Origin of the sequence: Neptunomonas japonica DSM 18939 (genome assembly GCF_000422765.1) — a bacterium.
Classification (GTDB): domain Bacteria; phylum Pseudomonadota; class Gammaproteobacteria; order Pseudomonadales; family Balneatricaceae; genus Neptunomonas; species Neptunomonas japonica.
Genome location: NZ_AUGR01000001.1, coordinates 65,149 through 89,234, shown reverse-complemented (window position 1 = coordinate 89,234; position 24,086 = coordinate 65,149). Strand labels below are relative to the sequence as shown.

23 protein-coding genes are annotated in these 24,086 nt (G+C 45.2%); 13 read left to right on the top strand and 10 right to left on the bottom strand.

Annotated features, from left to right (window positions below; translation table 11 throughout):
- Position 1 precedes the first annotated feature (1 nt).
- From G511_RS0100445 to G511_RS21430, 4 genes are all read right to left on the bottom strand, one after another.
- Entirely contained in the window at positions 2-790 is a 789-nt protein-coding gene (locus G511_RS0100445) for a putative hydro-lyase (protein ID WP_028467852.1), read from the bottom strand.
- Between the two features lie 189 nt (positions 791-979).
- Positions 980-2,518 carry a CoA-acylating methylmalonate-semialdehyde dehydrogenase gene (gene mmsA / locus G511_RS0100440; RefSeq protein ID WP_028467851.1) on the bottom strand — a complete coding sequence of 513 codons (1,539 nt, stop codon included), beginning with the start codon at positions 2,516-2,518 and terminating at the stop codon, positions 980-982.
- A gap of 228 nt (positions 2,519-2,746) precedes the next feature.
- Positions 2,747-4,210 carry a MocR-like pyridoxine biosynthesis transcription factor PdxR gene (gene pdxR, locus G511_RS0100435; RefSeq protein ID WP_028467850.1) on the bottom strand — a complete coding sequence of 488 codons (1,464 nt, stop codon included), beginning with the start codon at positions 4,208-4,210 and terminating at the stop codon, positions 2,747-2,749.
- A 116-nt stretch (positions 4,211-4,326) separates the two neighbouring features.
- A complete protein-coding gene (locus tag G511_RS21430) occupies positions 4,327-4,884 on the bottom strand; it encodes a TetR/AcrR family transcriptional regulator (RefSeq protein ID WP_036550782.1) in 558 nt (185 codons plus the stop codon).
- A gap of 89 nt (positions 4,885-4,973) precedes the next feature.
- On the opposite strand from G511_RS21430, the gene G511_RS0100425 reads away from it, so the two are divergent.
- The 5 genes from G511_RS0100425 to G511_RS0100405 all read left to right on the top strand — a co-directional run bounded on the left by G511_RS0100425 (position 4,974) and on the right by G511_RS0100405 (position 9,061).
- Positions 4,974-5,402, top strand: a complete 429-nt coding sequence (locus G511_RS0100425) for a DUF3995 domain-containing protein (protein ID WP_028467849.1) — start codon at positions 4,974-4,976, stop codon at positions 5,400-5,402.
- A 34-nt stretch (positions 5,403-5,436) separates the two neighbouring features.
- On the top strand, positions 5,437-5,832 hold the full coding sequence (locus G511_RS0100420; protein WP_028467848.1) for a hypothetical protein: 396 nt from the start codon (positions 5,437-5,439) through the stop codon (positions 5,830-5,832).
- A 160-nt stretch (positions 5,833-5,992) separates the two neighbouring features.
- The gene (locus G511_RS21425) at positions 5,993-7,849 is read left to right on the top strand and encodes a cation:proton antiporter (RefSeq protein ID WP_084628967.1); all 1,857 of its coding nucleotides are present in this window, start codon (positions 5,993-5,995) and stop codon (positions 7,847-7,849) included.
- The gene (locus G511_RS0100410; protein WP_245573791.1) at positions 7,842-8,672 is read left to right on the top strand and encodes an NAD-dependent protein deacetylase; all 831 of its coding nucleotides are present in this window, start codon (positions 7,842-7,844) and stop codon (positions 8,670-8,672) included. Before G511_RS21425 ends, G511_RS0100410 begins: the two co-directional genes overlap by 8 nt.
- A gap of 32 nt (positions 8,673-8,704) precedes the next feature.
- Positions 8,705-9,061, top strand: coding sequence for a RidA family protein (locus tag G511_RS0100405; RefSeq protein ID WP_028467846.1), 357 nt, complete (start codon positions 8,705-8,707; stop codon positions 9,059-9,061).
- A gap of 104 nt (positions 9,062-9,165) precedes the next feature.
- Here G511_RS0100405 and G511_RS0100400 read toward each other — a convergent pair whose 3' ends face one another.
- The 6 genes from G511_RS0100400 to tkt form a co-directional block, all read right to left on the bottom strand.
- Positions 9,166-9,588, bottom strand: coding sequence for a YidB family protein (locus G511_RS0100400; protein WP_028467845.1), 423 nt, complete (start codon positions 9,586-9,588; stop codon positions 9,166-9,168).
- A 100-nt stretch (positions 9,589-9,688) separates the two neighbouring features.
- Positions 9,689-10,297: a MarC family protein gene (locus G511_RS0100395; RefSeq protein ID WP_028467844.1), complete on the bottom strand. Its 609-nt coding sequence runs from the start codon at positions 10,295-10,297 to the stop codon at positions 9,689-9,691.
- Between the two features lie 89 nt (positions 10,298-10,386).
- Positions 10,387-11,451 carry a class II fructose-bisphosphate aldolase gene (gene fba, locus G511_RS0100390; protein WP_028467843.1) on the bottom strand — a complete coding sequence of 355 codons (1,065 nt, stop codon included), beginning with the start codon at positions 11,449-11,451 and terminating at the stop codon, positions 10,387-10,389.
- Between the two features lie 69 nt (positions 11,452-11,520).
- Entirely contained in the window at positions 11,521-12,687 is a 1,167-nt protein-coding gene (locus G511_RS0100385) for a phosphoglycerate kinase (protein ID WP_028467842.1), read from the bottom strand.
- A 92-nt stretch (positions 12,688-12,779) separates the two neighbouring features.
- Positions 12,780-13,811: a type I glyceraldehyde-3-phosphate dehydrogenase gene (locus G511_RS0100380; RefSeq protein WP_028467841.1), complete on the bottom strand. Its 1,032-nt coding sequence runs from the start codon at positions 13,809-13,811 to the stop codon at positions 12,780-12,782.
- Positions 13,812-13,871: 60 nt separating this feature from the next.
- Positions 13,872-15,866, bottom strand: coding sequence for a transketolase (gene tkt / locus G511_RS0100375; protein ID WP_028467840.1), 1,995 nt, complete (start codon positions 15,864-15,866; stop codon positions 13,872-13,874).
- Positions 15,867-16,226: 360 nt separating this feature from the next.
- Between tkt and metK the strand changes: the two genes are divergently transcribed.
- From metK to pyrR, 8 genes are all read left to right on the top strand, one after another.
- Positions 16,227-17,417 (top strand): methionine adenosyltransferase, encoded by a 1,191-nt coding sequence (metK, locus tag G511_RS0100370; RefSeq protein ID WP_028467839.1) that lies wholly within the window; start codon positions 16,227-16,229, stop codon positions 17,415-17,417.
- Between the two features lie 164 nt (positions 17,418-17,581).
- The gene (locus tag G511_RS0100360) at positions 17,582-19,702 is read left to right on the top strand and encodes an EAL domain-containing protein (RefSeq protein ID WP_028467838.1); all 2,121 of its coding nucleotides are present in this window, start codon (positions 17,582-17,584) and stop codon (positions 19,700-19,702) included.
- A gap of 35 nt (positions 19,703-19,737) precedes the next feature.
- Entirely contained in the window at positions 19,738-20,484 is a 747-nt protein-coding gene (locus G511_RS0100355; RefSeq protein WP_342664778.1) for a 16S rRNA (uracil(1498)-N(3))-methyltransferase, read from the top strand.
- 64 nt (positions 20,485-20,548) lie between these two features.
- On the top strand, positions 20,549-21,502 hold the full coding sequence (gene gshB / locus G511_RS0100350) for a glutathione synthase (protein ID WP_036550780.1): 954 nt from the start codon (positions 20,549-20,551) through the stop codon (positions 21,500-21,502).
- Positions 21,502-22,464, top strand: a complete 963-nt coding sequence (locus G511_RS0100345) for an energy transducer TonB (protein ID WP_245573790.1) — start codon at positions 21,502-21,504, stop codon at positions 22,462-22,464. The genes gshB and G511_RS0100345 overlap by 1 nt, the downstream gene beginning before the upstream one ends.
- A 38-nt stretch (positions 22,465-22,502) precedes the next feature.
- Positions 22,503-23,069, top strand: a complete 567-nt coding sequence (locus G511_RS0100340) for a YqgE/AlgH family protein (protein ID WP_028467834.1) — start codon at positions 22,503-22,505, stop codon at positions 23,067-23,069.
- A gap of 32 nt (positions 23,070-23,101) precedes the next feature.
- Positions 23,102-23,584 (top strand): Holliday junction resolvase RuvX, encoded by a 483-nt coding sequence (gene ruvX / locus G511_RS0100335; RefSeq protein ID WP_028467833.1) that lies wholly within the window; start codon positions 23,102-23,104, stop codon positions 23,582-23,584.
- On the top strand, positions 23,559-24,068 hold the full coding sequence (gene pyrR / locus G511_RS0100330) for a bifunctional pyr operon transcriptional regulator/uracil phosphoribosyltransferase PyrR (RefSeq protein ID WP_028467832.1): 510 nt from the start codon (positions 23,559-23,561) through the stop codon (positions 24,066-24,068). Before ruvX ends, pyrR begins: the two co-directional genes overlap by 26 nt.
- Positions 24,069-24,086 lie beyond the last annotated feature (18 nt).

Sequence of the window (24,086 nt, the reverse complement as noted above, 5' to 3'; positions counted from 1 at the left end):
ATTACATAATCGCCAGATGACTGTTAGGAATATCCGTAACCAACATGTGGCCAGGGCTGTGAGTAATACAGAAAGATGGGCGTGCTTGCTCTATCGCCACTTGAGGCGTAACACCACATGCCCAAAATACTGGCACTTCACCTTCTTTGATCGTTACCGCATCCCCAAAATCAGGCTGGTTAATATCATCGATACCAATATCAGCAGGGTTACCAAAGTGCAGCGGTGCACCATGTACGGACGGGAAGCGTGTACAAATTTGAATCGCACGAATCGCATCTTTTGGTTTCATTGGCCGCATGCTTACCACCGTCGTACCACTGAAGCGTCCAGCAGGACGACAGTCAATATTAGTTCGATACATAGGCACGTTGACACCTTCAGTGATATTGCGCACTTCTAGGCCATCTGCAATCAATGACTCTTCAAATGAGAAAGAACACCCCAGAAGAAAAGTGACTAGGTCATCACGCCAAAATTCACAGACATCTGTTACTTCTTGAGTAAGAAGGCCATTTTCATAAATACGGTAGCGTGGAATATCACTACGGATGTCTAGGTCTTTACCCAGATCAGGTAATAAAAAGTCACCAGGGTTTGAGGACATACCAATAACTGGACAAGGTTTAGGATTAAGCTGGCAAAACTGTAAAAAATCGTTCGCCCACTCTTTTGGCATAATCGCCAAATTACCCTGAACAAAACCTTGTGAATAACCGGAGGTATTACCTGTAAATTCACCACTGCGAATTAACTGACGAAGGTCGTAGGGAGAGATATTAACGTCCATAGCATGCCTCTAATCTGTTTACTTTTTAAACTACTTTGAGATCAGCATAGCTTGCTCTGTAAAGTAGCCCCGTGTCTAATGGAAAATAATTGTTACATCTGATAAATTTTATTTATCAGATGGTTTTTCAAATTATGAACACAAAAAAGGCCGATCGATTGATCAGCCAATGGAGGTTACACAGGCTTACTAACTAGCAACACAACTTCGAACATCACTGTTTGTTGATGCAGGCGCAGCAACCTGCCCCTCTTTAGGGTCGACTACACGTACGGTAGCTACCTTGTTTTGCGTAAAGAAATTGATACCTTCTTTACCCTGTACTTTGTTGTTACCTACCAATGAATCTTTGATACCACCAAATGGCATATAAGGATGAGGGGCACAAATACCTACGTTAACGCCAACCATGCCAACATCCGCTGCATTGATGAACTTTTCAATGTTGTATGCATTTTGAGTAAAGATACAGGCACCATTACCCATCGGATGGTTCTTAATCATCCGTAATGCACCGTCGATGCAACCTACTTTCATAATGCTTAGCACAGGCCCAAAGATCTCTTCTTTCGCGATTTGCATACAAGGAGTTACATCTGTAAATATCGTTGGACCAACGTAATATCCATCTTGATTATCGGCAGAAACTGTAGGATTACGCCCATCCAAAAGAAGAGTAGCGCCTTCATCCAGACCAATTTGAATGTATTTCTCGATACGCTCTTTTGCCGCTTTAGAAATCACAGGCCCCATGAAAACATCAGGATCCATAGCATCCCCTACTGTCACCTTTTCTGAAGCTTCTAATAGACGTGCAACAAATTCATCGTGAATTTCGGGAACGCAAGCAATGTTAGATACCGCTAAGCAACGCTGGCCAGCCGACCCATAGCCGGACATCAAAACATTCTCAACAAGTAGCTCCATCGGTGCATCATCCATCACTGCCAAGAAATTCTTAGCACCACCAAGCAGCATAGTTTTTTTACCGTTACGCCCGCAGCCTTGCGCTATCGCTTTTGCTGTGGGTGTAGAGCCCACCAAACAAACACCAGTGACATTCTCATCGTCATACCAAGCTTCGACAACCTCACGATCACCGTGCACGATGTTAACCACACCTTTAGGTAAACCAATAACGGTTAATAGCTCCATAATTCCTTGCATGAACAACGGCGACTCAGTCGATGGCTTATAAACAAAGGTGTTCCCAACACCAATAGCAAACGGAATAAACCAACCAAATACCAGCGCAGGAAAGTTAAACGGCGCAACACCACAAAAGACTCCCATTGGCGCCTTGATAATACGGCCACTGATATTATTAGCGATACTAGGAACTGTTTCACCCTGAATCAAAGCAGGAATAGTACAAGCCATCTGTATAATTTCAATAACGCGTTGCACTTCACCTCGGGCTTCTGCGATATGCTTTGCTTGGTCAACAGCAATGGCTTGAGCAAGGCTTTCTTTGCGCTCGACCATAGCTGAATGCATAGCAAAAATATAATCCATACGCTTAGGCAGAGGAGTATCACGCCATGCAGGATAAGCTTCAGCCGCAGCAGCGGTAGCTGCACGAGAAGACTCCTCGTTACCTAAAGGAACTTCACCCAGTACCGCCCCAGTCGATGGGTTGTAAAGTGGTGCAGTTTCAAGCGTGTGGTTTTCAATCCATTCGCCATTAATAAAATCACGAATTTTGTAATAGGGGGTCGTTGCACTCATGGTAACCAAGCCTCATACGTTCAGCGAACTATGCTGAGGCTGTATTTTCAACAACCATCGATAGTATCGCCATTTCAGAATAGCCCCAGTGTATGGGGCTATTGGCTGAGCGCAGAGAACCAGTTGATTCACTTAACCCTAATAGCTGGTATCACACCTTAGAATGAAAAAGGAACCAGATAACATACCCTATCGGTTAAAAATCACACCAAAACAACCCATTTTCGTTTAACTACTGCCCCAATGACTGTTAATTAATTGCGCTAACCGATCGATACCAGGTTCAATTTTGTCTGATGCGATCGAGCTATACCCCAACTTAAAACAATTGAGTAGCGGAGCCTTCGCGTAATAAATTTCTCCTGGTTCAATGAGAATACTGTCCGCTCTAGCCAGCTCAGATAGTTTCCTAGAATCCAGTTCAGTCGGCCCTTCAATCCAGTATGAAGAACCTCCAAATGTAGGTGGGTTAGTACTATTAGGAAGGTGTCGGGCCAATGCTTCTCGCATGAGATGCCAACGCTCTTTATACATCAGGCTCTGACGATTAATGAGTGCATCGTAATAGCCCCGCGCAATAAATAGTGCAACCGTACGCTGATTATTCATCGGTGCTTGACGAAGCATTAGGCGGCGCAAGGCATGCGCCTCTTTAATCAGCGCCTCGTCTGCAACCATGTAGCCCAATCGCAAGCCTGGCGCCAAGGTTTTAGAAAAGCTACCTACATAAATAACTCGCCCAGCATGATCTATGCTTTTTAATGCGGGACACGGCGTACCCGTGAAGTTAGCTTCGGCTTCGTAATCATCTTCAATAATCAAAAAATCATCTTCAGCCGCTTTCAATAAGAGCTGCTTACGGCGCTCCAATGTCATCGTTACCGTCGTGGGAAATTGATGGCTCGGCGTAACATAGATGCAATCACACTCAGACAACCGCTCATCTACCACCAAACCCTCATCATCTAACGGGATAGGCACAACGTTTGCTGGGCGAGCAGCTGCGATATTACGTACATCCACATAACAAGGGTCTTCAATGCCAAACGTATCGCCAGGTCGTAACACTAGCTCTGAGACGAGATAAATAGCATGCTGCGCCCCGACCGTAATCAAGATTTGCTCAGGCTTAGCCCATATACCGCGTCTGGGCAAAATATGTGATTGAATATGCTCAATCAACATAGGATCGTCCATTAGCTGATCAGATGCCCAATTTCCTACAGCTGCTTCGGTGACAGAATCGCGGCAACACTCTCGCCACTGCTGTACAGGAAAGCTTTGTGGATCGAACTGTCCATAAACAAAGGGGTAGGAGTAACGCTGCCAGTGGCTTTGTTTAACAATGTTGCGCTGTTCACTGGGTTTTTGGTGCAAAAATCGTTGCCAATTAACTTGATCATCGCCACTCGCCTCACTGCGAGGAAGGGCTGCTTGAGCACGGTATTCTGGGTTGATGTAGTAACCACTGCGTTCACGCGAAATAATAACATTCTCACTGAGCATCAACTCATAAACACGAATGACTGTATTACGCGAAACACCGAGTAATTCAGACAATTTACGGCTTGAAGGCAGCGCCATATCCACAGGAATATTGCCATTCAAAATAGCCGCTGTCAGCTGAGAGCGAATCTGCTGCTGCAATGTTCGGCTACTGCCCGCTTCAAGATGGAACAAGTGAAAAGGCATATGTGATTAACCACGTCTAAAATCTATAGGTAAAAGTATGGTACGGCATAAGTCTATGGGTCAAGATGCACTTTTATAAACAAACGCAGCATTCACGATATCACTAAACAAGGCCCCTACAACAAAACATCCAAGGATGCCTGTAAATCATCGCGCAACACTGCCAGCCCTGACTGATCAAGGTCCTCTAAACCAATCAAAGAAGCATACAGCAGTCGCCCCCGTAACCGCGCCTCTGCAGCGCTGAAATTGAGCTGCAAAAACTGCTCTGAACAAAAGTCGAGCCGAGTAGCGTCCACTGCACGCAAGTGTTCCGCCACCTCTGGATCAGCTCGACCCCAGCAACGAATAGCCCCTTCCGCCCCACGACCTCCAACTGCCTCAGGTGGCGGCTCAGTCGACAAATACACCAAATACCGCAAACGTTCATCTGGGTCTTTGCTATGCGCTTCGACAAACTCAATAATGCCTCTTGTCGCCACCGACACCCAGTGTCCTATCATTGCCTCTCGAAAGGCAGCCAAGTTGGCAAAGTGCCAATAAAAAGAGCCTTTGCTTACGCCCAGCTCTCGCGCCAAAGACTCAGCCTTTAACGCCGCAGGCCCATTCACACAAAGCGCTCTGAAGCCCGCGTTGATCCAAGCAATTTTATCTAATCGTTGTTTATCTTCCATTATTCAACCATACGCTAGCGTATTGACAGCAACAAGTGTTTACCGCACCATACGTAACCGTATGGAAGCACGTGAAACTGGAGATAGATATGATTCTTTTCATCGCTTGGCTAGTGTTTATCGTTTTAGCTGGAGTCTCGGCTCTACATTTTCTGTGGGCCAGTGGCAGCACTTGGCCAGTCAAAGACCCTAAACAGTTTGCTCGTACAGTCGCTGGCGTTGACTCAGGCAAGGCCTCACCAGGTATGGGGCTCACGGCGCTCGTTGCACTACTGATATTGGCAGCGGCCGTACTGCCTTTATGGGTCATCAACGTAATATCTCTTCCTCTACCTGAATGGTGCAGGTTAACGTCAATGTGGGTTCTTTTTGCCGTTTTCTTTCTGCGCGGGCTATCCTCTTATGCACTACCCAACCTCCCCAGAACTCAACCTTTCAAGTCACTTGATCGGCACTATTTTGCTCCCTTGTGCTTGATGCTTGCAGCCGGTTATTTGAGCATTGTGCTCAACCTTTAAACCGTCACTCACCCACAACCATGGGACACAAAGCATGAATAACTTTCTACTCAGCGCCGGCGCTATTGGCTTACTCACCACCGCAATACACATATTTGGCGGTCAAATAACCCTCATTCGTCCTTTCCTAAGAACAGATTTAGCCCACGACATCAAAGGTTGTTTACTGGTCTGCTGGCACTTGATTTCTGCGTATCTGTTGCTGACATCTTGCCTATACGTTTGCGCTGGTTTCAATCCGCAGCCAGACCAACTACTAGGACTTGAGCTGTTACTGAACGCACTATCCAGCTTTTACATCTTGTTCGCTGCGTTATTTATCGTGATTGGCTGGATCTTCTTCAATGCACAAGTGTTTTACAAACTGCCGCAGTGGGTGTTGTTATTGCCAATTGGAGTATTAGGGTTTATCGGCACAGGCGCGGTATAACTAACGCACCATTAGTGAAATGCACTGTTTTACTAAGAAAAACAATACGCTGCTATATTTAGCCCTCGATTGGCAACACTGGATTTTCAGTGAGAAGCCAGTAAAGTGAATACATATAACGGGTAATACTCGGACAATTAGAAAATATACAGGACGCTTAATGCAACTCTCTGATACTTCATTGCTGGCAGTCATCGCTCTGTGCAGCATCGCTTGCCAGTGGCTAGCATGGCGTTTAAAACTTCCTGCTATTCTATTCTTACTCGTTACCGGTATTTTGCTTGGCCCGATAAGCCAAACACTGGATCCAGACGCACTGTTTGGTGACCTGCTCTTTCCTGTCGTGTCGCTTTCCATCGCCATCATTTTGTTTGAAGGCAGCTTAACACTACACTTTAATCAGGTACGCGATGTCAGTAGTGTTGTCCGGCGATTAGTGACCTGGGGGGCATTAATTACTTGGGCCCTGATTGCTATCGCTTCTCATCTAATTATTGAACTACCTGTCGAGCTAGCCGCATTATTTGGCGCTCTTGTGGTCGTTACAGGACCCACTGTTATCATTCCTATGCTACGAACGTTACGCGCCACCAGCCGTATCGCTAATGTTTTACGCTGGGAAGGGATTATTATCGATCCAATAGGCGCCCTCATGGCAGTGCTAGTGTTCGAATGGATAATATCAAGCCAGCAAGCCAGCGGGTTGATATCCCACACCGCTCTGCTTTTTGGTGAAATTATTCTGGTAGGCTCTGCACTTGGAGCGTTCGCTGCCTTTTTACTGGCTTTTGTGATCCGTCGCCATTGGCTCCCCGAATACCTACACGCCTTTGGCACACTCGCCTTAGTACTGACCACATTCACGTTCTCTAACCATCTGGCACATGAATCAGGCCTATTAGCCGTCACTGTGATGGGGATTTGGCTGGCCAACGCCAAAGGTATTCATATCGAGGAGATCTTATCCTTTAAAGAAAACCTAACCATTCTTCTGATCTCCGGTTTATTCATTTTACTAGCGGCCCGCCTTAATTTAGATCATCTCATCGCCCTTGGCTTACCTGCACTGGCACTGCTCGCCGTTATTCAATTTATTGTTCGCCCCATATCTGTGGGACTTTGCAGTATTGGCAGCGACCTTAGCTGGCAAGAGAAAAGCTTAATCGCCTGGGTTGGTCCTCGAGGTATTGTTGCTGCGGCAGTTTCTGCTTTTTTTGCGCTACGCCTAGAAGAAAATGGCTACGCTAACGCTGAACTACTGACTGCGCTTACATTTTCAGTGATTATTGGAACGGTGGTATTTCAAAGTGCGACTGCACGCTTTGTTGCTCAAAAACTTGGCGTTACTGAACCAGAGTCAAAAGGACTCGTCATTATTGGTGCCAACAAAGTAGCTCGCGCAATTGCTATAGCACTGGGCAAACAAGATATCCCAACACTGTTAATAGATCCTAGCTGGGAAAATATTAGCGAAGCTCGGATGGCTGGATTAAAAACCTTACATGGAAACCCGCTTTCAACACGCGTTTCGGAGAAGCTCGAATTAGGAGGATATGGACAACTACTTGCCGCCACACCACAGCATGAGATAAACGCACTGGCCTGCTTGCATTTTCGCAGCGAATTTGAAACCCGCTTTATTTATGCCATCAAGGCTGAAAAAACCAGCACTTCATCATCACGCCATGCTGTCGCTTCAGAGCATCAAGGTAAAATAATGGGCAAAGACAGCTTCTCATTCAAGAAACTTTCAAGCCTTATGAGCCAAGATGCTCGCTTCAAAGCCACAACACTATCAGAAGACTACAGCTTGTCGCGTTGGGAAGAAGAGCATAGCAATAACCGCTCACTTGTGATGGCCATCACTCCCGAGGGGCGGCTAAGGTTTTTTGTACCAGAAGATGAGCTCGCGGTTAAAGAGGGTTGGACGATCCTATCAATTGAAACGTCTCCTCCTGATGAAAAAGACATGAGCATCAACCCCAAAGCAAATAATGCCAAGCCCCACTATGAGTGAGATATTAGTTACACAGCACGCCGCTTCTAAGCTACAGGCGTTTATAAAAAAGCATCCTCGCTTAGTTGTTTTGACAGGTGCCGGCATCAGCACTGATTCGGGGATTCCTGATTACCGGGACCACAACGCTCAGTGGAAACGAAAACAGCCGGTCCAGCACAATGATTTTATGAGCAGCTTAGCAACACGGCAACGCTTCTGGGCACGCAGCTTAGTAGGATGGCCAATGATGCGAGATGCCCAACCTAATGCCTCGCACAAGAAGCTAACTGAACTCGAAAAGACCGGCCACATACCTCTTCTTGTCACACAAAACGTTGATGGCTTACACCAAGAAGCAGGGCAGAAGAATATTATCGACCTTCATGGCCGCTCTGATAGCGTACTATGTATGGAATGTGCAGCGAATTACTCTCGCAACCAAGTTCATAACTGGATGCTTGAATTAAACCCTAGTTTCAAAAATTTGCAGGCTGTTGCCGCTCCGGATGGCGATGCGGATCTTGAGCGTGTAGACTTTGGTCTATTCAAAGTCAGTGACTACCCTGTGTGTGAAGGGATACTAAAACCCGATGTCGTATTTTTTGGTGATAATGTTCCACGACAACACGTTGAACGTTCACTCGAGCAGCTAAAAAAAGCAGATGGCTTGCTCGTAATCGGATCATCTCTGATGGTCTACTCAGGTTTTCGTTTTTGCAAAAGGGCGCACGAGTGGGGCATCCCAATAGCGGCACTAACGCTTGGAAAAACACGTGCGGACGAACTGCTGACATTGAAGCTAAACTCACCCATTAAAGAGACGTTGGAACAACTCAGTTAAGGTTGCCAACAATGACAAAGACAGGAAAAAACATGAGCATTACTCGCCTTGAAACTCAGCAACGCATGAGCCGTATTGTCATCCATAACGATACCGTTTATTTATGTGGTCAGGTTGCCGCAGATGCTAATAGCGATATCCAAGAGCAGACTCGCACCATGCTTGCCAAGGTTGACGCTTTGCTAGAACAAGCAGGAACGGATAATAAAAACATTCTGTCTGCGACGCTTTATATTCGTGACATGAAAGATTTCGCTGCCATGAACGCCGTGTGGGATGCGTGGGTGCCTGAAGGCTATGCGCCTGCAAGAGCATGCGTTGAAGCACGTATGGCTAGAGCTGAATTATTAGTCGAAGTTTCAGTTGTTGCTGCAATTCCACAACGCTAAAACAAACACCCTAAGACTTCTGTAAAAAGCAGACCCGTATCAGGGTCTGCTTTTAGTCGCAGGTAGGTACTTTCATGAAAACTAACAGCAACTCTTAGTTGTACTTATTTAAAAAACTTTGATGCCATTCCAGCCAAACCGCTCACACCACCAACAGCCTCTAACAAACCACCAGCTGAACTGTTTTGGTCGATAAGCTCAGGAATCATGTCTGATAACGCGTTCGATGCAGCACCTTCATCTAAACCCAATGAAGATGAAAACTCACTAACCTGGGACTGCCCTAACACTGACATTACCTGATCTACAGAAAAACCATCATTTGCACCATCGCCTAACCATGATTGCGCCAACGAAGCTAAACCACCATTACTCACTTTTGAAATAAGATCGCTAAGATCAATCTGACCGTCGGCACCACCTAATAATGAGCCTAGTGCGCTAGTAAGTTGATTAGAATCAACGCCATCAGCAGATGTACCTAATTTATTCAGAAACAAATCAGCTGCAATTTTTAATAAGTCCATCGGTGTATCTCCTCTTTATGGGTGATTGCAGGTGCCTAACAGGTGCCTGATTAGTGCGTAATACGCTACGCTTACCAACATGAATCGCATGTTAACCTTATTACAAACCCGCAGACTGAAGAAATCCATGTATACCTGTCAGCACAATTTGAGATGCCATTGCAGCAAGAATAAGCCCAGTCACTTTGCTCAATACATTGAGTCCTGTTTTTCCTAATATTCTCTCCATCCAAGTAGAAAGATGAAGACAAACCAACAAACTAATTAACGCTAACACCAAGCCAATCAAGCCATAAGCTATATCAAGCCCATGTAGCTCAGCACCGTATACCAAGATAGTACCTATCGTCGCAGGACCGACAATTGTAGGAATGGCTAATGGCACAACGGATACATCCTCACGCTGTTCAGAAGGCACTTCAGCATTTGCCCTAACGCCATCTCTGACCAAACTAATAGCAGAGAGAAACAGCAAGATCCCCGCACCAATACGAAATGAATCCAGTGTTATTCCTAGTAATGCAAACAAAGCAGAACCAAAGAAAAACAGCACAAGACTAATACACAAAGCAGCAAAGACTGCACGGTTAGCAATGGAGCGCCTATCCGCTACCGAATCTGCACGCGTCAATGCCAAAAACATCGAGACAACAAAGAAAGGCGCAAACAGAAAAGCAAACTTGACCCAGGTAGACAGAATTAAAGCCATAACAAAGCATTCTCAAAATATTAATTGCATACAAACAATATATACAAAAAAGCCGCCTATGAAGGCGGCTTTTTCACAGACACGTCGCTTTAAGCGATTTTCGCATCCAGCTTGCCAGCCTCATATGCATCCGCCATATTTTCCAGCGATATTGCATTGATTTTTGACGCTTGACCCGCAGCACCGAAAGCTTCATATCTTGCAGCAGATATATCGCTCATCGCTTCAATAGTTTTCTTCAAGTATTTACGTGGATCAAATTCAGACGGGTTCTCAGCTAAGAAACGACGAATCGCACCCGTAGAAGCCAAACGTAAATCCGTATCAATATTGATTTTACGTACGCCGTACTTGATACCTTCAACGATCTGCTCAACTGGCACACCGTAAGTTTCAGGCATGTCACCACCAAACTCATTAATCACAGCCAACCATTCCTGTGGTACAGAGGAAGAACCATGCATAACTAAATGCGTACCTGGAATGCGCTGATGAATTGCTTTAATGCGATCAATTGCCAGAATATCGTCTGTTGGTGGGCGCGTGAATTTATAAGCACCATGTGAAGTACCGCAAGCGATTGCCAAAGCATCAACATTCGTTTTGCTTACAAAATCTGCCGCTTCATCAGGGTCAGTTAACATCTGATCCATTGAAAGCGTACCTTCTGCACCTACGCCATCTTCTTCGCCGGCTTGTCCTGTTTCTAATGACCCCAAGCAACCCAGCTCGCCTTCAACAGAAACTCCACATGCATGGGCCATTTCAACTGTACGGCGCGTCACATCAACGTTGTACTCGTAGCTTGATGGTGTTTTGCCATCACTCATTAACGAGCCATCCATCATTACTGATGAGAAACCCATAGCGATAGAACGCTGACAAATATCAGGAGAAGTACCATGATCCTGATGCATACAAACAGGAATGTGTGGAAACTCAGCGATAGACGCCAAAATCATATGACGCAGGAAATTAGAACCTGCATATTTGCGAGCGCCAGCGGAAGCCTGCACAATCACCGGAGAGTTGGTTCTATCTGCCGCTTCCATTATGGCACGCATCTGCTCCAAGTTATTCACATTGAATGCAGGGATTCCGTAACCATATTCAGCTGCATGATCTAGCAGCTGACGCATTGATATTAAAGCCATTGTGTTTCACCTATTTCTTTAATTTGTTTTCAGCTTAGCTATAAAAAGATACAAAATAAGCAAAGCGCTTTACTGTGCTGCACGTGTTTCCAAAATTGCGACTGCGGGTAATACTTTTCCTTCAACAAATTCAAGAAAAGCGCCACCACCCGTTGAGATATAGGATACTTTATCAGCAATCTCATATTTATCTACAGCAGCTAGTGTATCGCCACCCCCTGCTATAGAGAATCCTGCACTTTCAGCAATGGCTAACGATAATGTTTTCGTACCACCAGCAAACTGATCAAACTCAAACACACCAACAGGACCATTCCAGATAATAGTACCAGCATCTTTAAGCATACTTGCGAGTGCTTTCGCAGAAGCAGGGCCTATATCTAAAATCATGTCATCTTCTGCCACATCATCGACAGACTTCACCGTTGCCGCTGCTGTTTCAGAAAATTCCGTTGCCACTACAACATCTACTGGTAGCGGAATGTTTACTTTTTTCATTAGCTCTTGAGCGACTGGAATTAAGTCATGTTCACACAATGACTTACCTACCGGCTTACCCGCTGCTGCTAAGAACGTATTAGCAATACCGCCACCCACAATAAGCTGATCGACTTTATCAGACAGAGAGTTTAGTACTTCCAACTTAGTGGATACTTTAGAGCCACCAACAATAGCGACCAATGGAGGCGTAGGCTGTTTCAGTGCTTTACCCAATGCATCCAATTCATTGGCTAACAATGGCCCTGCGCAAGCCACCTCGGCAAAACGAGCAACACCGTGAGTAGAAGCCTGAGCTCTATGTGCGGTGCCAAATGCGTCCATTACATAGATATCACACAATCCTGCCATTTTTTGTGACAATGCTTCATTATCTTTCTTCTCACCGGCATTAAAGCGCACATTTTCCAACAACACTAGTTCGCCCGCAGCCACTTCAAAATCACCTTCAAGCCAACCTTTAACTAGAGGCACCTGACGTGATAAAAGCTTACTAATATGCTCGGCAACGGGTGCTAGCGAATACTTCTCTTCATATTCACCTTCAGTAGGGCGTCCCAAATGAGACATCACCATGACTTTAGCGCCGGCCTTCAATGCAAACTCAATCGTTGGCAATGACGCACGAATACGGGCATCTGAGGTTACTTGTCCATCCTTAACAGGAACATTGAGATCTTCACGGATAAGTACGCGCTTTCCGTTCAAATCCAGGTCCGTCATCTTCAATACACTCATGATCGTGTCCTACTGACTATTTAGCTAATGGTTTAATTCGAAAAATTCACTCTATATTTTGTACAATCTTTGCCTGAAATGCAGTATTTACGTTAACTCACATCTTTTCCAGGCAGGTATAGCCAATCCTGAGCTATATCCAACATACGATTCGCAAACCCCCACTCGTTATCAAACCAGCAGAGTAACTTAATCATCTTTTCGCCACTCACTCGTGTTTGCGTGCCATCAACAATAGCGGAGCGAGGGTCACGATTAAAATCGACAGAAGCGTGTGGCTCTTCGGTATAACCTAACAAGCCTTTTAAATGCTGAGCCGCAGCACTTTTAAATATCTGATTCACCTCATCAGCAGAGGTTGGTTTAGAGACATTAATGCTCATATCCATAACAGATACATTAATAGTCGGAACCCTCAGGTGTAGACATTCAAAGCGCCCTGCCAATTGAGGCAGCAAACGATCGATACCCTTACCTAAGCCTGTATCAACGGGAATAATCGACTGCATAGCGCTTCTGGTCAGACGCAAATCCGTTTGGTGATAGCTATCAATAACTGGCTGATCATTCATCGCAGAATGAATCGTCGTGGTAACCCCGCAAACAATACCTAATTCCTTATCAAGCAGGTCTAGCACCGGAATAACACAATTGGTGGTGCAAGATGCAGCAGAAACCACTGCCATATCGGGCATAAGGAGTTGGTGATTCAAACCATAAACAATGGTTGCATCTACATCAGGCATCGCAGGTTGTGAAAACAGTAGCCTTTTAGCACCCGACTGCAAATGCTTCTCGGCAGTTTCTCGGTCACTAAAAGAACCGGAGCATTCGATCACAAGATCAATACCCATTTCATCCCAAGGAAGTTGCGATGGATCTGATTGATTAATGACTTTAATGCGGTCATTAGCAATGATCAGGTTTTCGCCATCGTGCTCTACGGGAAGAGGGAAACGACCATGTGTTGTGTCGTAGCGAGTCAGATATGTAACAGTTTCTATATCGGATAGCTCATTTAAAGCAACCACCTGCAGCTGCTGCTGCAATCCATTTTCATAGATTGCCCGCAGGACACACTGCCCGATTCGACCGTAGCCATTAATCGCAATTCGAAAGCTCATCTAACTCGCTTATATATTCAGATAAAAACAAAGCCGGACAAACGTCCGGCTTACCGCTTTTTACAGTACTGATTTTACTGTTGCGACAACATTATCAACAGTAAACCCAAAGTGCTTAAACAGATCGCCAGCAGGAGCAGACTCACCAAAGGTAGTCATACCAACAATCCCGCCATTTAAGCCAACGTACTTGTACCAGAAGTCCGCTTGCAACGCTTCAACAGCGACTCGTGCTGTTACAGCAGCAGGTAATACTGATTCACGATAGGCTGCATCTTGACGATCAAACACACCCGTTTCTGGCATAGAAACTACGCGTACTTTCTTACCTTCAGCAGTTAACACTTCAGCAGCATCCATCGCTAACCCAACTTCAGAACCCGTAGCAATCAAGATTGCATCAGGCTGACCATCAGTATCACGTAGGATGTATCCTCCACGAGCAATATTAGAAATCTGTTCAGGAGTACGTTGCTGGTGAGGAAGGTTCTGACGAGAGAACACCATAGCGGTAGGACCATCAGTACGCTCTAGTGCGGCTTTCCAAGCAACAGCAGATTCAACTGCATCCCCTGGACGCCAGCAGCTCATGTTCGGTGTATGACGTAGGTTAGAAACCTGTTCAATTGGTTGATGAGTAGGGCCATCTTCACCCAAACCGATTGAATCATGTGTATAAACATGGATAACACGCTGCTTCATCAGTGCAGCCATACGCAACGCATTGCGAGCATATTCCATGAACACCAAGAAAGTTGCACCGTATGGAATGAAACCGCCATGCAACGCTAGGCCATTCATCATTGCAGACATGCCGAATTCACGTACGCCGTAATACAGGTAGTTGCCTGAAGCATCATCTTTACTAATGCCTTCAGCACCCGACCATAATGTTAGGTTCGAACCCGCTAAATCAGCAGACCCACCAAGCAGCTCGGGTAATAATGGGCCGTATGCATTCAGTGAGTTCTGTGACGCTTTACGTGAAGCAATCGTTTCACCTTTAGCGGCGATCTCAGCAATCCACGCATCCGCTTTATCAGAGAAGTCTGCTGGCAAATCACCAGAAATACGACGCAACAAGTCAGCGGCTAGCTCTGGGAAAGCAGCATTATAAGCAGCAAAGCGTGTATTCCAGTCATTCTCAGTACGTACACCCGCGTCTTTTGCGTCCCAATCTGCATAAATATCTTCTGGAACTTCAAATGCAGCATGAGGCCAGTTAAGACGCTCGCGTGTTAATGCGATTTCGTCATCGCCCAAAGGAGCGCCGTGGCAATCTTCTTTGCCTTCTTTATTCGGAGAGCCAAAACCGATCGTTGTTTTGCAGCAAATCAAAGTTGGGCGATCAGTTGTTTCTTTAGCGCTGGTAATAGCACTGCGAATCTGATCAGCATCGTGCCCATCAACATTCGGGATAACCTGCCATCCGTATGCTTCAAAGCGTTTAACGTTATCGTCTGTGTACCAACCTTCGACTTCACCGTCGATAGAGATACCGTTGTCATCCCAAAAGACGATCAACTTACCTAAACCTAATGTACCAGCGAGTGAACACGCTTCATGAGAAATACCTTCCATCATGCAACCATCACCCATAAACGCATAGGTGTTATGGTCGATAATCTCGTGTCCTTCACGGTTAAACTGTGCAGCCAAGATTTTTTCAGCTGTAGCAAAACCTACTGCATTAGAAACACCCTGCCCTAAAGGACCTGTGGTTGTCTCTACACCTGGGCAGTAACCATATTCTGGGTGCCCTGCTGTTTTAGAATGAAGCTGTCGGAAGTTTTTGATGTCATCAATTGATACATCGTAACCTGTCAAATGCAACAAAGAGTAGATCAACATAGACCCATGGCCGTTGGACAATACGAAACGATCACGATCAAACCATTGCGGGTTAGCAGGGTTATGCTGCATAAAATCGTTCCAAAGCACTTCGGCAATATCAGCCATGCCCATTGGCGCACCTGGGTGGCCCGATTTTGCTTTTTGAACAGCATCCATACTTAAAGCGCGAATAGCATTGGCCAGTTCTCTACGAGAGGACATTCAATCAACTCCTGGGATTTTCCCAATTTAGTGAAGCGAAGTATAAAAACAGGCCGCAATTTTCTCGCAGATACGCCTTCGCTTCAACGGTTAAACCCAATTTCGACGAAAACTGAAGGATTTTCATGTTAATTCATGAAATTTTCATGAAAAACCAGATCTAATATCATGCAATAAGTGCACAACAAAGCTAAAATACGCCATTATTTTAAATCAGAGACGTTAGTGATCTTGCACACACGCTCTGAATTCTATTGCTCCACTAAGAAAACGTTCTACTAGAAATGACTTTATTTAGTTAAAATTGAGTTCTACTAGACACTTCTTCTAGATAGCTTTAATTGAGGATACAAACACGCGATGAGCGAATATAGCCTATTTACTTCTGAATCCGTGTCTGAAGGCCACCCAGACAAAATTGCCGATCAAATTTCAGACGCCGTTCTTGACGCCATTATCAGTGAAGATAAATATGCGCGTGTTGCCTGCGAGACACTGGTTAAAACAGGTGTAGCGATTGTTTCTGGAGAAATAACAACCTCCGCTTGGGTCGACCTTGAAGACATCGTACGTAACGTCATCTGCGATATCGGTTATACCTCATCAGACGTCGGTTATGATGGTGCGACATGTGGTGTTATCAATATTATTGGCAAACAAGCACATGAAATTGCTCAAGGGGTAGATCGAGCGAAACCAGAAGACCAAGGCGCAGGCGACCAGGGTCTTATGTTTGGTTATGCATCGAACGAAACCGATGTACTCATGCCAGCACCGATTACTTACGCTCATCGCTTAGTGGAGCGCCAAGCTGAAGTTCGCAAATCCGGTTTATTGCCATGGTTGCGTCCAGATGCAAAATCACAAGTGACATTTCGCTATGAAAATGGCAAACCATCAGGCATAGATGCTGTCGTGCTATCAACTCAGCACAACGCTGATGTTTCCCAGTCTGATTTGCGCGAAGCGGTGATGGAACTGATCATCAAGCATGTTTTACCAGCGGAGTGGCTCACCAAAGAGACCAAATTTCACATAAACCCAACGGGTTCATTTGTTACTGGCGGCCCTGTAGGGGACTGCGGCCTGACGGGACGTAAGATTATCGTAGATACTTACGGCGGTATGGCACGTCACGGTGGCGGGGCATTTTCAGGCAAAGACCCATCAAAAGTAGACCGCTCTGCTGCATATGCTGGCCGTTATGTTGCAAAAAACATCGTTGCCGCTGGATTAGCTGATCGTTGCGAAATCCAAGTATCCTATGCCATCGGTGTTGCGGAACCTACTTCAGTGTCTATCAACACCTTTGGAACGGGTAAAATATCTGATGAGAAGATTATCGGATTAATCAATCGCCACTTTGACCTGCGTCCACACGCAATCACTCGCATGCTAGACCTTTTACATCCTATGTATCAGGCAACAGCTGCTTACGGACACTTTGGGCGCCTACCTTACGAAATGTCCGTTAAGGATGACACCTTTACCGCATTTACATGGGAACGCACTGATAAAGTAGAAGCCCTAAAAGCAGACGCTGGCATCTAAACATCTGCACACTGTAAAAAAGGCGCTCTAGCGCCTTTTTTTGTTTCTATACTCGCCAAAAACTGGCATTTTTCACCTTTGTGTCCAAAACTCATATATCAACCATCCTTAGTATTACTATTCAGTCCTAGCTCACAATCATAGGTATGGAGGTTTGAGGGTTAATGCGTTTACAAGACATCAGCATTCGCTGGAAACTTTTTATTCTAGTCGCACTGATAATGCTCAGTATTGCGGCAGTGTCTCTTATTGCACTTAAATATTCACATGATGATCTAATTGAATCTCGTAAAAGCATTATCAAAAGCGTTGTCGATAGCGCCATTAGTCAATTAAAACCTGTGCTGTCTTCAGATAATCACGCGCTTTCTGAAGAAGAGAAGCTGTCCTTTACAAAACAACTTGCACACACTCTTCGCTATGATGATAACAACTATATTTTCATTATCGATCTCGCTGGCATTAATATTGTTCATCCTATACTAACAAACATTAATGGGCGTGATGCCAGCCAGCTCAAAGACCACAATGGTGACTACGTCACACAACCAATACTAGAAGGCGTACGTAAAAAGGGAGAGGTGTTTACAACCTACTTCTGGCCAAAATCAGAGGGGGCAACGCCAACGGAAAAACTCAGCTACGCCAGACTGATTCCGGGAACGGACCTTATAGTGGGATCAGGCATTTACCTTAATGATATTCAGCATACTTATTTTTCCCGTCACATAACATTCATATTGCTAGCTACCTTTGCAGGTCTCTTGGCATACCTTATATCAGGGCGTATCGCATATAGCATTACAGCACCTACGGGCAGGCTTGTCGACCAAATACAACGACTTACTTCGGGACATATCACCGAAGAAATTACCGACGATGAGCGCCACGACGAAATTGGCAGCATAGCAAAGGCACTTGTGCACTTTCGCCAGCAAACTATTGAAAATGAAGATCTCAAACAAGCTAGCATTCAAGCTCAGCATCTTGCCACTTACGACCCTGTCACTCACCTACTATCACGTAAAGCACTAGAAGATGAACTTGCTCGCCTTCTAGCCATTTTACCCAATGGAAAAAAGTGCGCCGTTATCACCATCAAGTTGCCCTTGCTTCGAGATATTTTGGCACAATGGGGAACCGATTATTGCAATGTGATTTTGATCGATATTTCTAACCGCATCAAGAAAACCCTTAATAATAATGACCTATTAGCACGCTACAGTGATGACATTATTACTGTCATACGCCCAGAGTTATCAGACCTTCGTGAAATAAACATACTCATCAATGCAATTCAAACCGAGATCATGCTGCCTTCAACGATTGAGGGCCAGCAACTATCTTTTCAATCGCGCGTAGGCATTAGTATTGCACCCGATGACGCAGACCAAGAACTAGCACTATTAAGCCATGCAGAAGAAGCCCTAAGCGAAGCACGCCGCCTTGAACTTGATTACATGTTTTTCAACCAATTGAAAACATTTGCATTAGATGAACGACTAATTCTGTGGAAAGACATCCAGCAAGCCATAGAAGAAGACCAGTTTTACCTGGTATTTCAACCATTGCACGACCTGCATACCAATAAGATTATCTCAGCGGAAGTGCTCTTACGCTGGGAGCACCCTGAACGCGGCTTTATTTCACCCGCAACCTTTGTTGTATTTGCAGAACAAAGCGGGCTAGTTACTCGTTTAGATAACTGGGTTCTAAAAGCCGCTGCCCGACAAATTAAGCAATGGAAACAAATGGGGCTAGACGTTCCTCAGCTTGCTGTTAACCTTTCAGGCTTAACGTTCATGCGAAGCGACCTTCAGCAACTTATCCATGAAGCCACCGACGAATACAACATCCCATTGGAATCGATAGAACTAGAACTTACTGAGGGAGTGCTAATTGCCTCTCTAGAGATGTTGCAAGAAAAAATCCGAACGGTACAGCAAATGGGCATTAGCATCTCTATCGATGATTTTGGTACGGGCTATTCTTCTTTAAGCCGCATCCGCAACTTGCAAATTAATAAGGTAAAAATTGATCAATCATTTATCCAAGACTTAGAAAATAGTAAAGGTGATAAAAAGATTGTAGAGGCGATTATTCACATGGCTCAAGGACTCAATGTAAAAGTAGTCGCCGAGGGTGTTGAAACAGCAGAGCAGTTAAACATATTGCGCTCTATTAACTGCGATATAGCACAAGGCTTCTTATTAAGCCGACCATTGAAAAGCGAAAAGCTTCTTGAGTTGCTCGACAATCAAAATCTTATTATAGAAGTAGACTGAAGCAAGGTGAACAATGGCATAATGTGTCTTTTTTAATGTCGGACCCTAATGGCATGCGTATACCTAGATTCTTTGAGCCTTGCGAATTACAGATAGGACGCACTTGCTCGCTAAGTGATGCAACAACACAGCATGTATCCCGCGTACTGCGAATGAAAGTAGGCGACAGCATTACCTTATTTAACGGCTACGGTAGTGAGTTTCTTTGTACACTTGAGCGTGTGGATAAACGCCATGTCGACGTCAAAGTTATCTCAGAACACTCACAGTCACGCACTAGCCCCTTGCAAATTCATATTGGTCAAGCGATATCTCGTGGCGAAAGAATGGACTACGCTATTCAAAAAGCCTCTGAGCTCGGCATGCACAGCATGACGCCACTGTTTACCGAACGCTGCGAGGTCCGCTTAAACAATGACCGCCAAGATAAGCGCAGTAAACACTGGCAGCAAGTGGCAATTAGCGCATGCGAACAATCCCTTAGGAATGAACTTCCTGTCATCGCCCCTATCCAACCAATACAAGAATGGTTAGACAGTGTTGAAGCTGATCTAAAGCTAGTATTACATCATCATACAGAGCAACCACTTGAAGAGCTGGAACGCCCTGCCTCCATCGCGTTACTAATAGGCCCAGAAGGTGGCCTTAGCGAAGCAGAAGTAGAGCATGCTATTGCTGCAGGTTTTAAACCAGTAGCATTTGGCCCTAGGGTAATGCGCACAGAAACGGCACCGGTTGCCGCGCAGGCTATATTGCAGTATTTATGGGGCGACTTAGGTTAGGTTAGCCCAGTTCCATCTATTTAGATTAAACTCATCAGGTAAATGACCTAGAGGACAGCAGAGAATGACATTAAAAGTCGGTATTGTTATGGACCCAATTGATGGGATTAACTACAAAAAAGATAGTTCTCTTGCCATGCTATGGGCTGCTCAACAAAAAGGCTGGGAGTTATGGTACATGGAGCAAAAACACCTGTTCCTGCATGACGGAAAAGCTAAAGCTAACATGGCACCACTAAGCGTTGCGATGGATCCCGATGCATTTTTTACGCGAGGCGAATACCAAGCTGAGGACCTTTCATCTCTCGATGTCATCTTAATGCGCAAAGACCCTCCATTTGATAACGAGTTCCTATATACCACTCAGCTTCTAGCAATGGCTGAAGCACAAGGAACGATGATTGTTAACCGCACACAAAGCTTACGTGATTTTAACGAGAAGCTTTTTGCCACACACTTCCCACAATGCTGCCCTCCTCTGTTGGTTACATCAGATGAGACATTGTTACGTGCATTTCATGCAGAACATAAAGATGTCATTTTCAAGCCCCTCGACGGTATGGGTGGCGCGTCAATTTTTAGAATCAAAGAAGACGGCGTGAACTTGGGCGTTATTATAGAAACGCTTACCGAGCACGGCAAACAGACTATTATGGCGCAGAAGTATCTTCCTGAGATAGTTAACGGCGACAAACGCATATTGATAATTGATGGCGAAGCCATTCCTTACGCGCTAGCCCGGGTACCGATGGCAGGAGAAACTCGAGGTAACCTAGCTGCCGGTGGGAAAGGCGAAGGTCGTCCTCTAACAGACCGTGATCGCTGGATATGCGACCAGGTAAGCTCTACACTCAAAGAGAAAGGGTTATTATTTGTCGGGATAGATGTTATTGGTGATTACCTGACTGAAATTAATGTCACCAGCCCAACCTGTATTCGCGAGCTAGATAACCAATTTGGCTTAGATATTGGAATGCAGCTAATGAATGCCATCGAAGAGAAACGGAACAAGCCATAGTGTCTGGTGCTACTCAAAATATACCAGCAAGCCCTATTGTCAGCGCAACTGATCGGTTGGGTTTTACACTTTTTATGGCGGTTGCATTACATGCTGTACTTATTTTGGGTAGCTCATTCATCAGTCCATCATCAACACCTGCAGTACAAACGCTCGAGATAACGCTTGCTCAATACGCTGTTGAAAAGCCTCCTGAGAAAACCGACTTTCTTGCACAAGCTAACCAGCTTGCTAGCGGTACAGTGGAAGAGAAACGTTTACCATCAACTACTGAGCGGTCAACGTTTCAAGACAATAAGATTCGTAACCAATCAGCCCGCCCAACGCAGCCCACCAAACAACCAGAACCCACACCCGCGGTTAGACAAGTGCTAGAAAAACCCGTCACCGATAGAGGCGACTCAAACCAAGCGGCTAAAAGTAAACGCAAGGTCGTGACAACGACTGCTGAAAAGAAAAAAAAGAAAGCATCGACAAAACCTCGTAAAAAGAAGCAGGCGGTAGCACAGCCAAGAACCGGACAATCAACATCCCTACTGGCTAAAAGTCTGGAAATTGCTAATCTCCAGGCACAGATAAAGATGCAACAAGAACAATTTGCCAAGCGCCCAAAAACGCGCCGTTTATCGTCTGTTTCGACGACAATCCATGAAGATGCTATCTATCTTGATAATTGGCGCCGTCGCATTGAGATGATAGGCAATATGAACTATCCAGAAGAGGCAAGGCGCCAAAAGCTGTATGGCACCTTACGAGTGCTTGTTGCCATTCTTCCTGATGGCGGTTTAAAAAGTATCGAAATTACGCAATCGTCTGGCAGTAAAACACTAGATGACGCAGCTATTCGCATCGTCAAGCTGGCCTCACCCTTTCAGCCATTCAGTACCGAGATGAGAAAAAATACGGATGTTCTTGAGATCATTCGCAGCTGGAAATTTGAGAAAACCACACAACTGTACTAAACCTTAGTAGTCCGTTTTTCATTATATGTGGTTTTATCATGCTTAGTACTCAAACCTGTTTGCGCGACCACTTTTTAATCTCAATGCCTCATCTAGAAGATGAGACATTTGCACAAACTATTATCTATATTTGCGACCATAGTGAATACGGTGCTATGGGGCTTATTATCAATCGCCCCCTGAACTTTCACCTCGATAAAATGCTCTCTCATCTTGATCTACCCAGCAGCAACACTGCCAGCCATATTCCCGTATATTCAGGTGGCCCAGTACAGAGCGACAGAGGCTTTGTGCTACATAAAAACTATTTAGGCAACCCATGGCTTGCTACCCATGCGGTAACAGATGAACTGTTTTTAACAACATCAATGGACATTCTTGAAGCAATCGCCCTAAGCGACAATGCAGAAACTCTTATTACCTTAGGGCACACCGGTTGGGGACCTGGGCAACTGGAACAAGAAATAACTGATAATGTATGGTTAAGCTGCCCAGCAAATTCAGATATAATGTTCCACAAGCCCGCAGAAGAAAGGTTGCAAGCAGCTGCTACCATTCTGGGGGTTAATCTAAATTTAATGACACCCCACACTGGGCATGCCTGACTTAAACCTGAGAACCCTGAATTCTAATAACTATGACCCAACCCAACCAACAAGTGCTCGCATTTGATTTTGGAACACGCCGCATAGGCATAGCCACAGGCCAACCAACGACTGAAACTACATTAGCATTACCCCCCATTCTTGCTCGAGATGGAACTCCTGACTGGCCAGCATTAGACAAAACCATTAAAGAGTGGCAACCCACAACATTAGTTGTCGGCATACCCTTAAATATGGACGGCACCATCAGCGAAATGTCACGTCGAGCACGCCGCTTTGCCAATCGAATTCAAGACCGCTATCAACTCCCCTGTTACCTTGTAGATGAGCGACTTTCAACGGCTGAAGCAAAAGAGATACACTTCGCTCAAGGCGGCGGCACTAATTTTCGTAAAGAATCTGTCGATGGCATTGCAGCACAAATAATTCTTGAAAGCTGGTTTGGCAGTACATCACGCATACCAAGCCACACACGATTGGAGAACTTTTATGGTATCGGGAACACTGAGTGTTGAATCCCTACTCGACAAAATGGTTTCTGAGCTTAAAACACTCTTAATACACCGCCAAATTGATGCTCCACTAATTATTGGTATTCGCACCGGCGGCATCTGGATTGCAGAGAGGCTTCATACCGAACTTGCATTAGAAAGCCCTATAGGCACGCTCGACATTTCTTTTTATCGTGATGATTTTTCCCAAATTGGTTTACACCCAAAAGTTCAAGCATCTCATATCCCTTTCGCTACTGAGGGGCGCGATATAGTACTAGTAGACGATGTCATCATGAGTGGCCGCACCATTCGCGCAGCACTGAATGAGCTGTTCGATTATGGCCGTCCATCATCTGTTACCTTAGTGACCTTATTGGACCTGCAACGTAGACAATTACCTATTCAGGCCGATGTTTACGGTAGCACTTTATCTTTAGGCCCAAACCAACAAGTTAAACTGACCGGACCCAACCCTCTGGAACTGGAAATCAGCCAAAAAGACTAACCCGAGCTGGAGCACAGC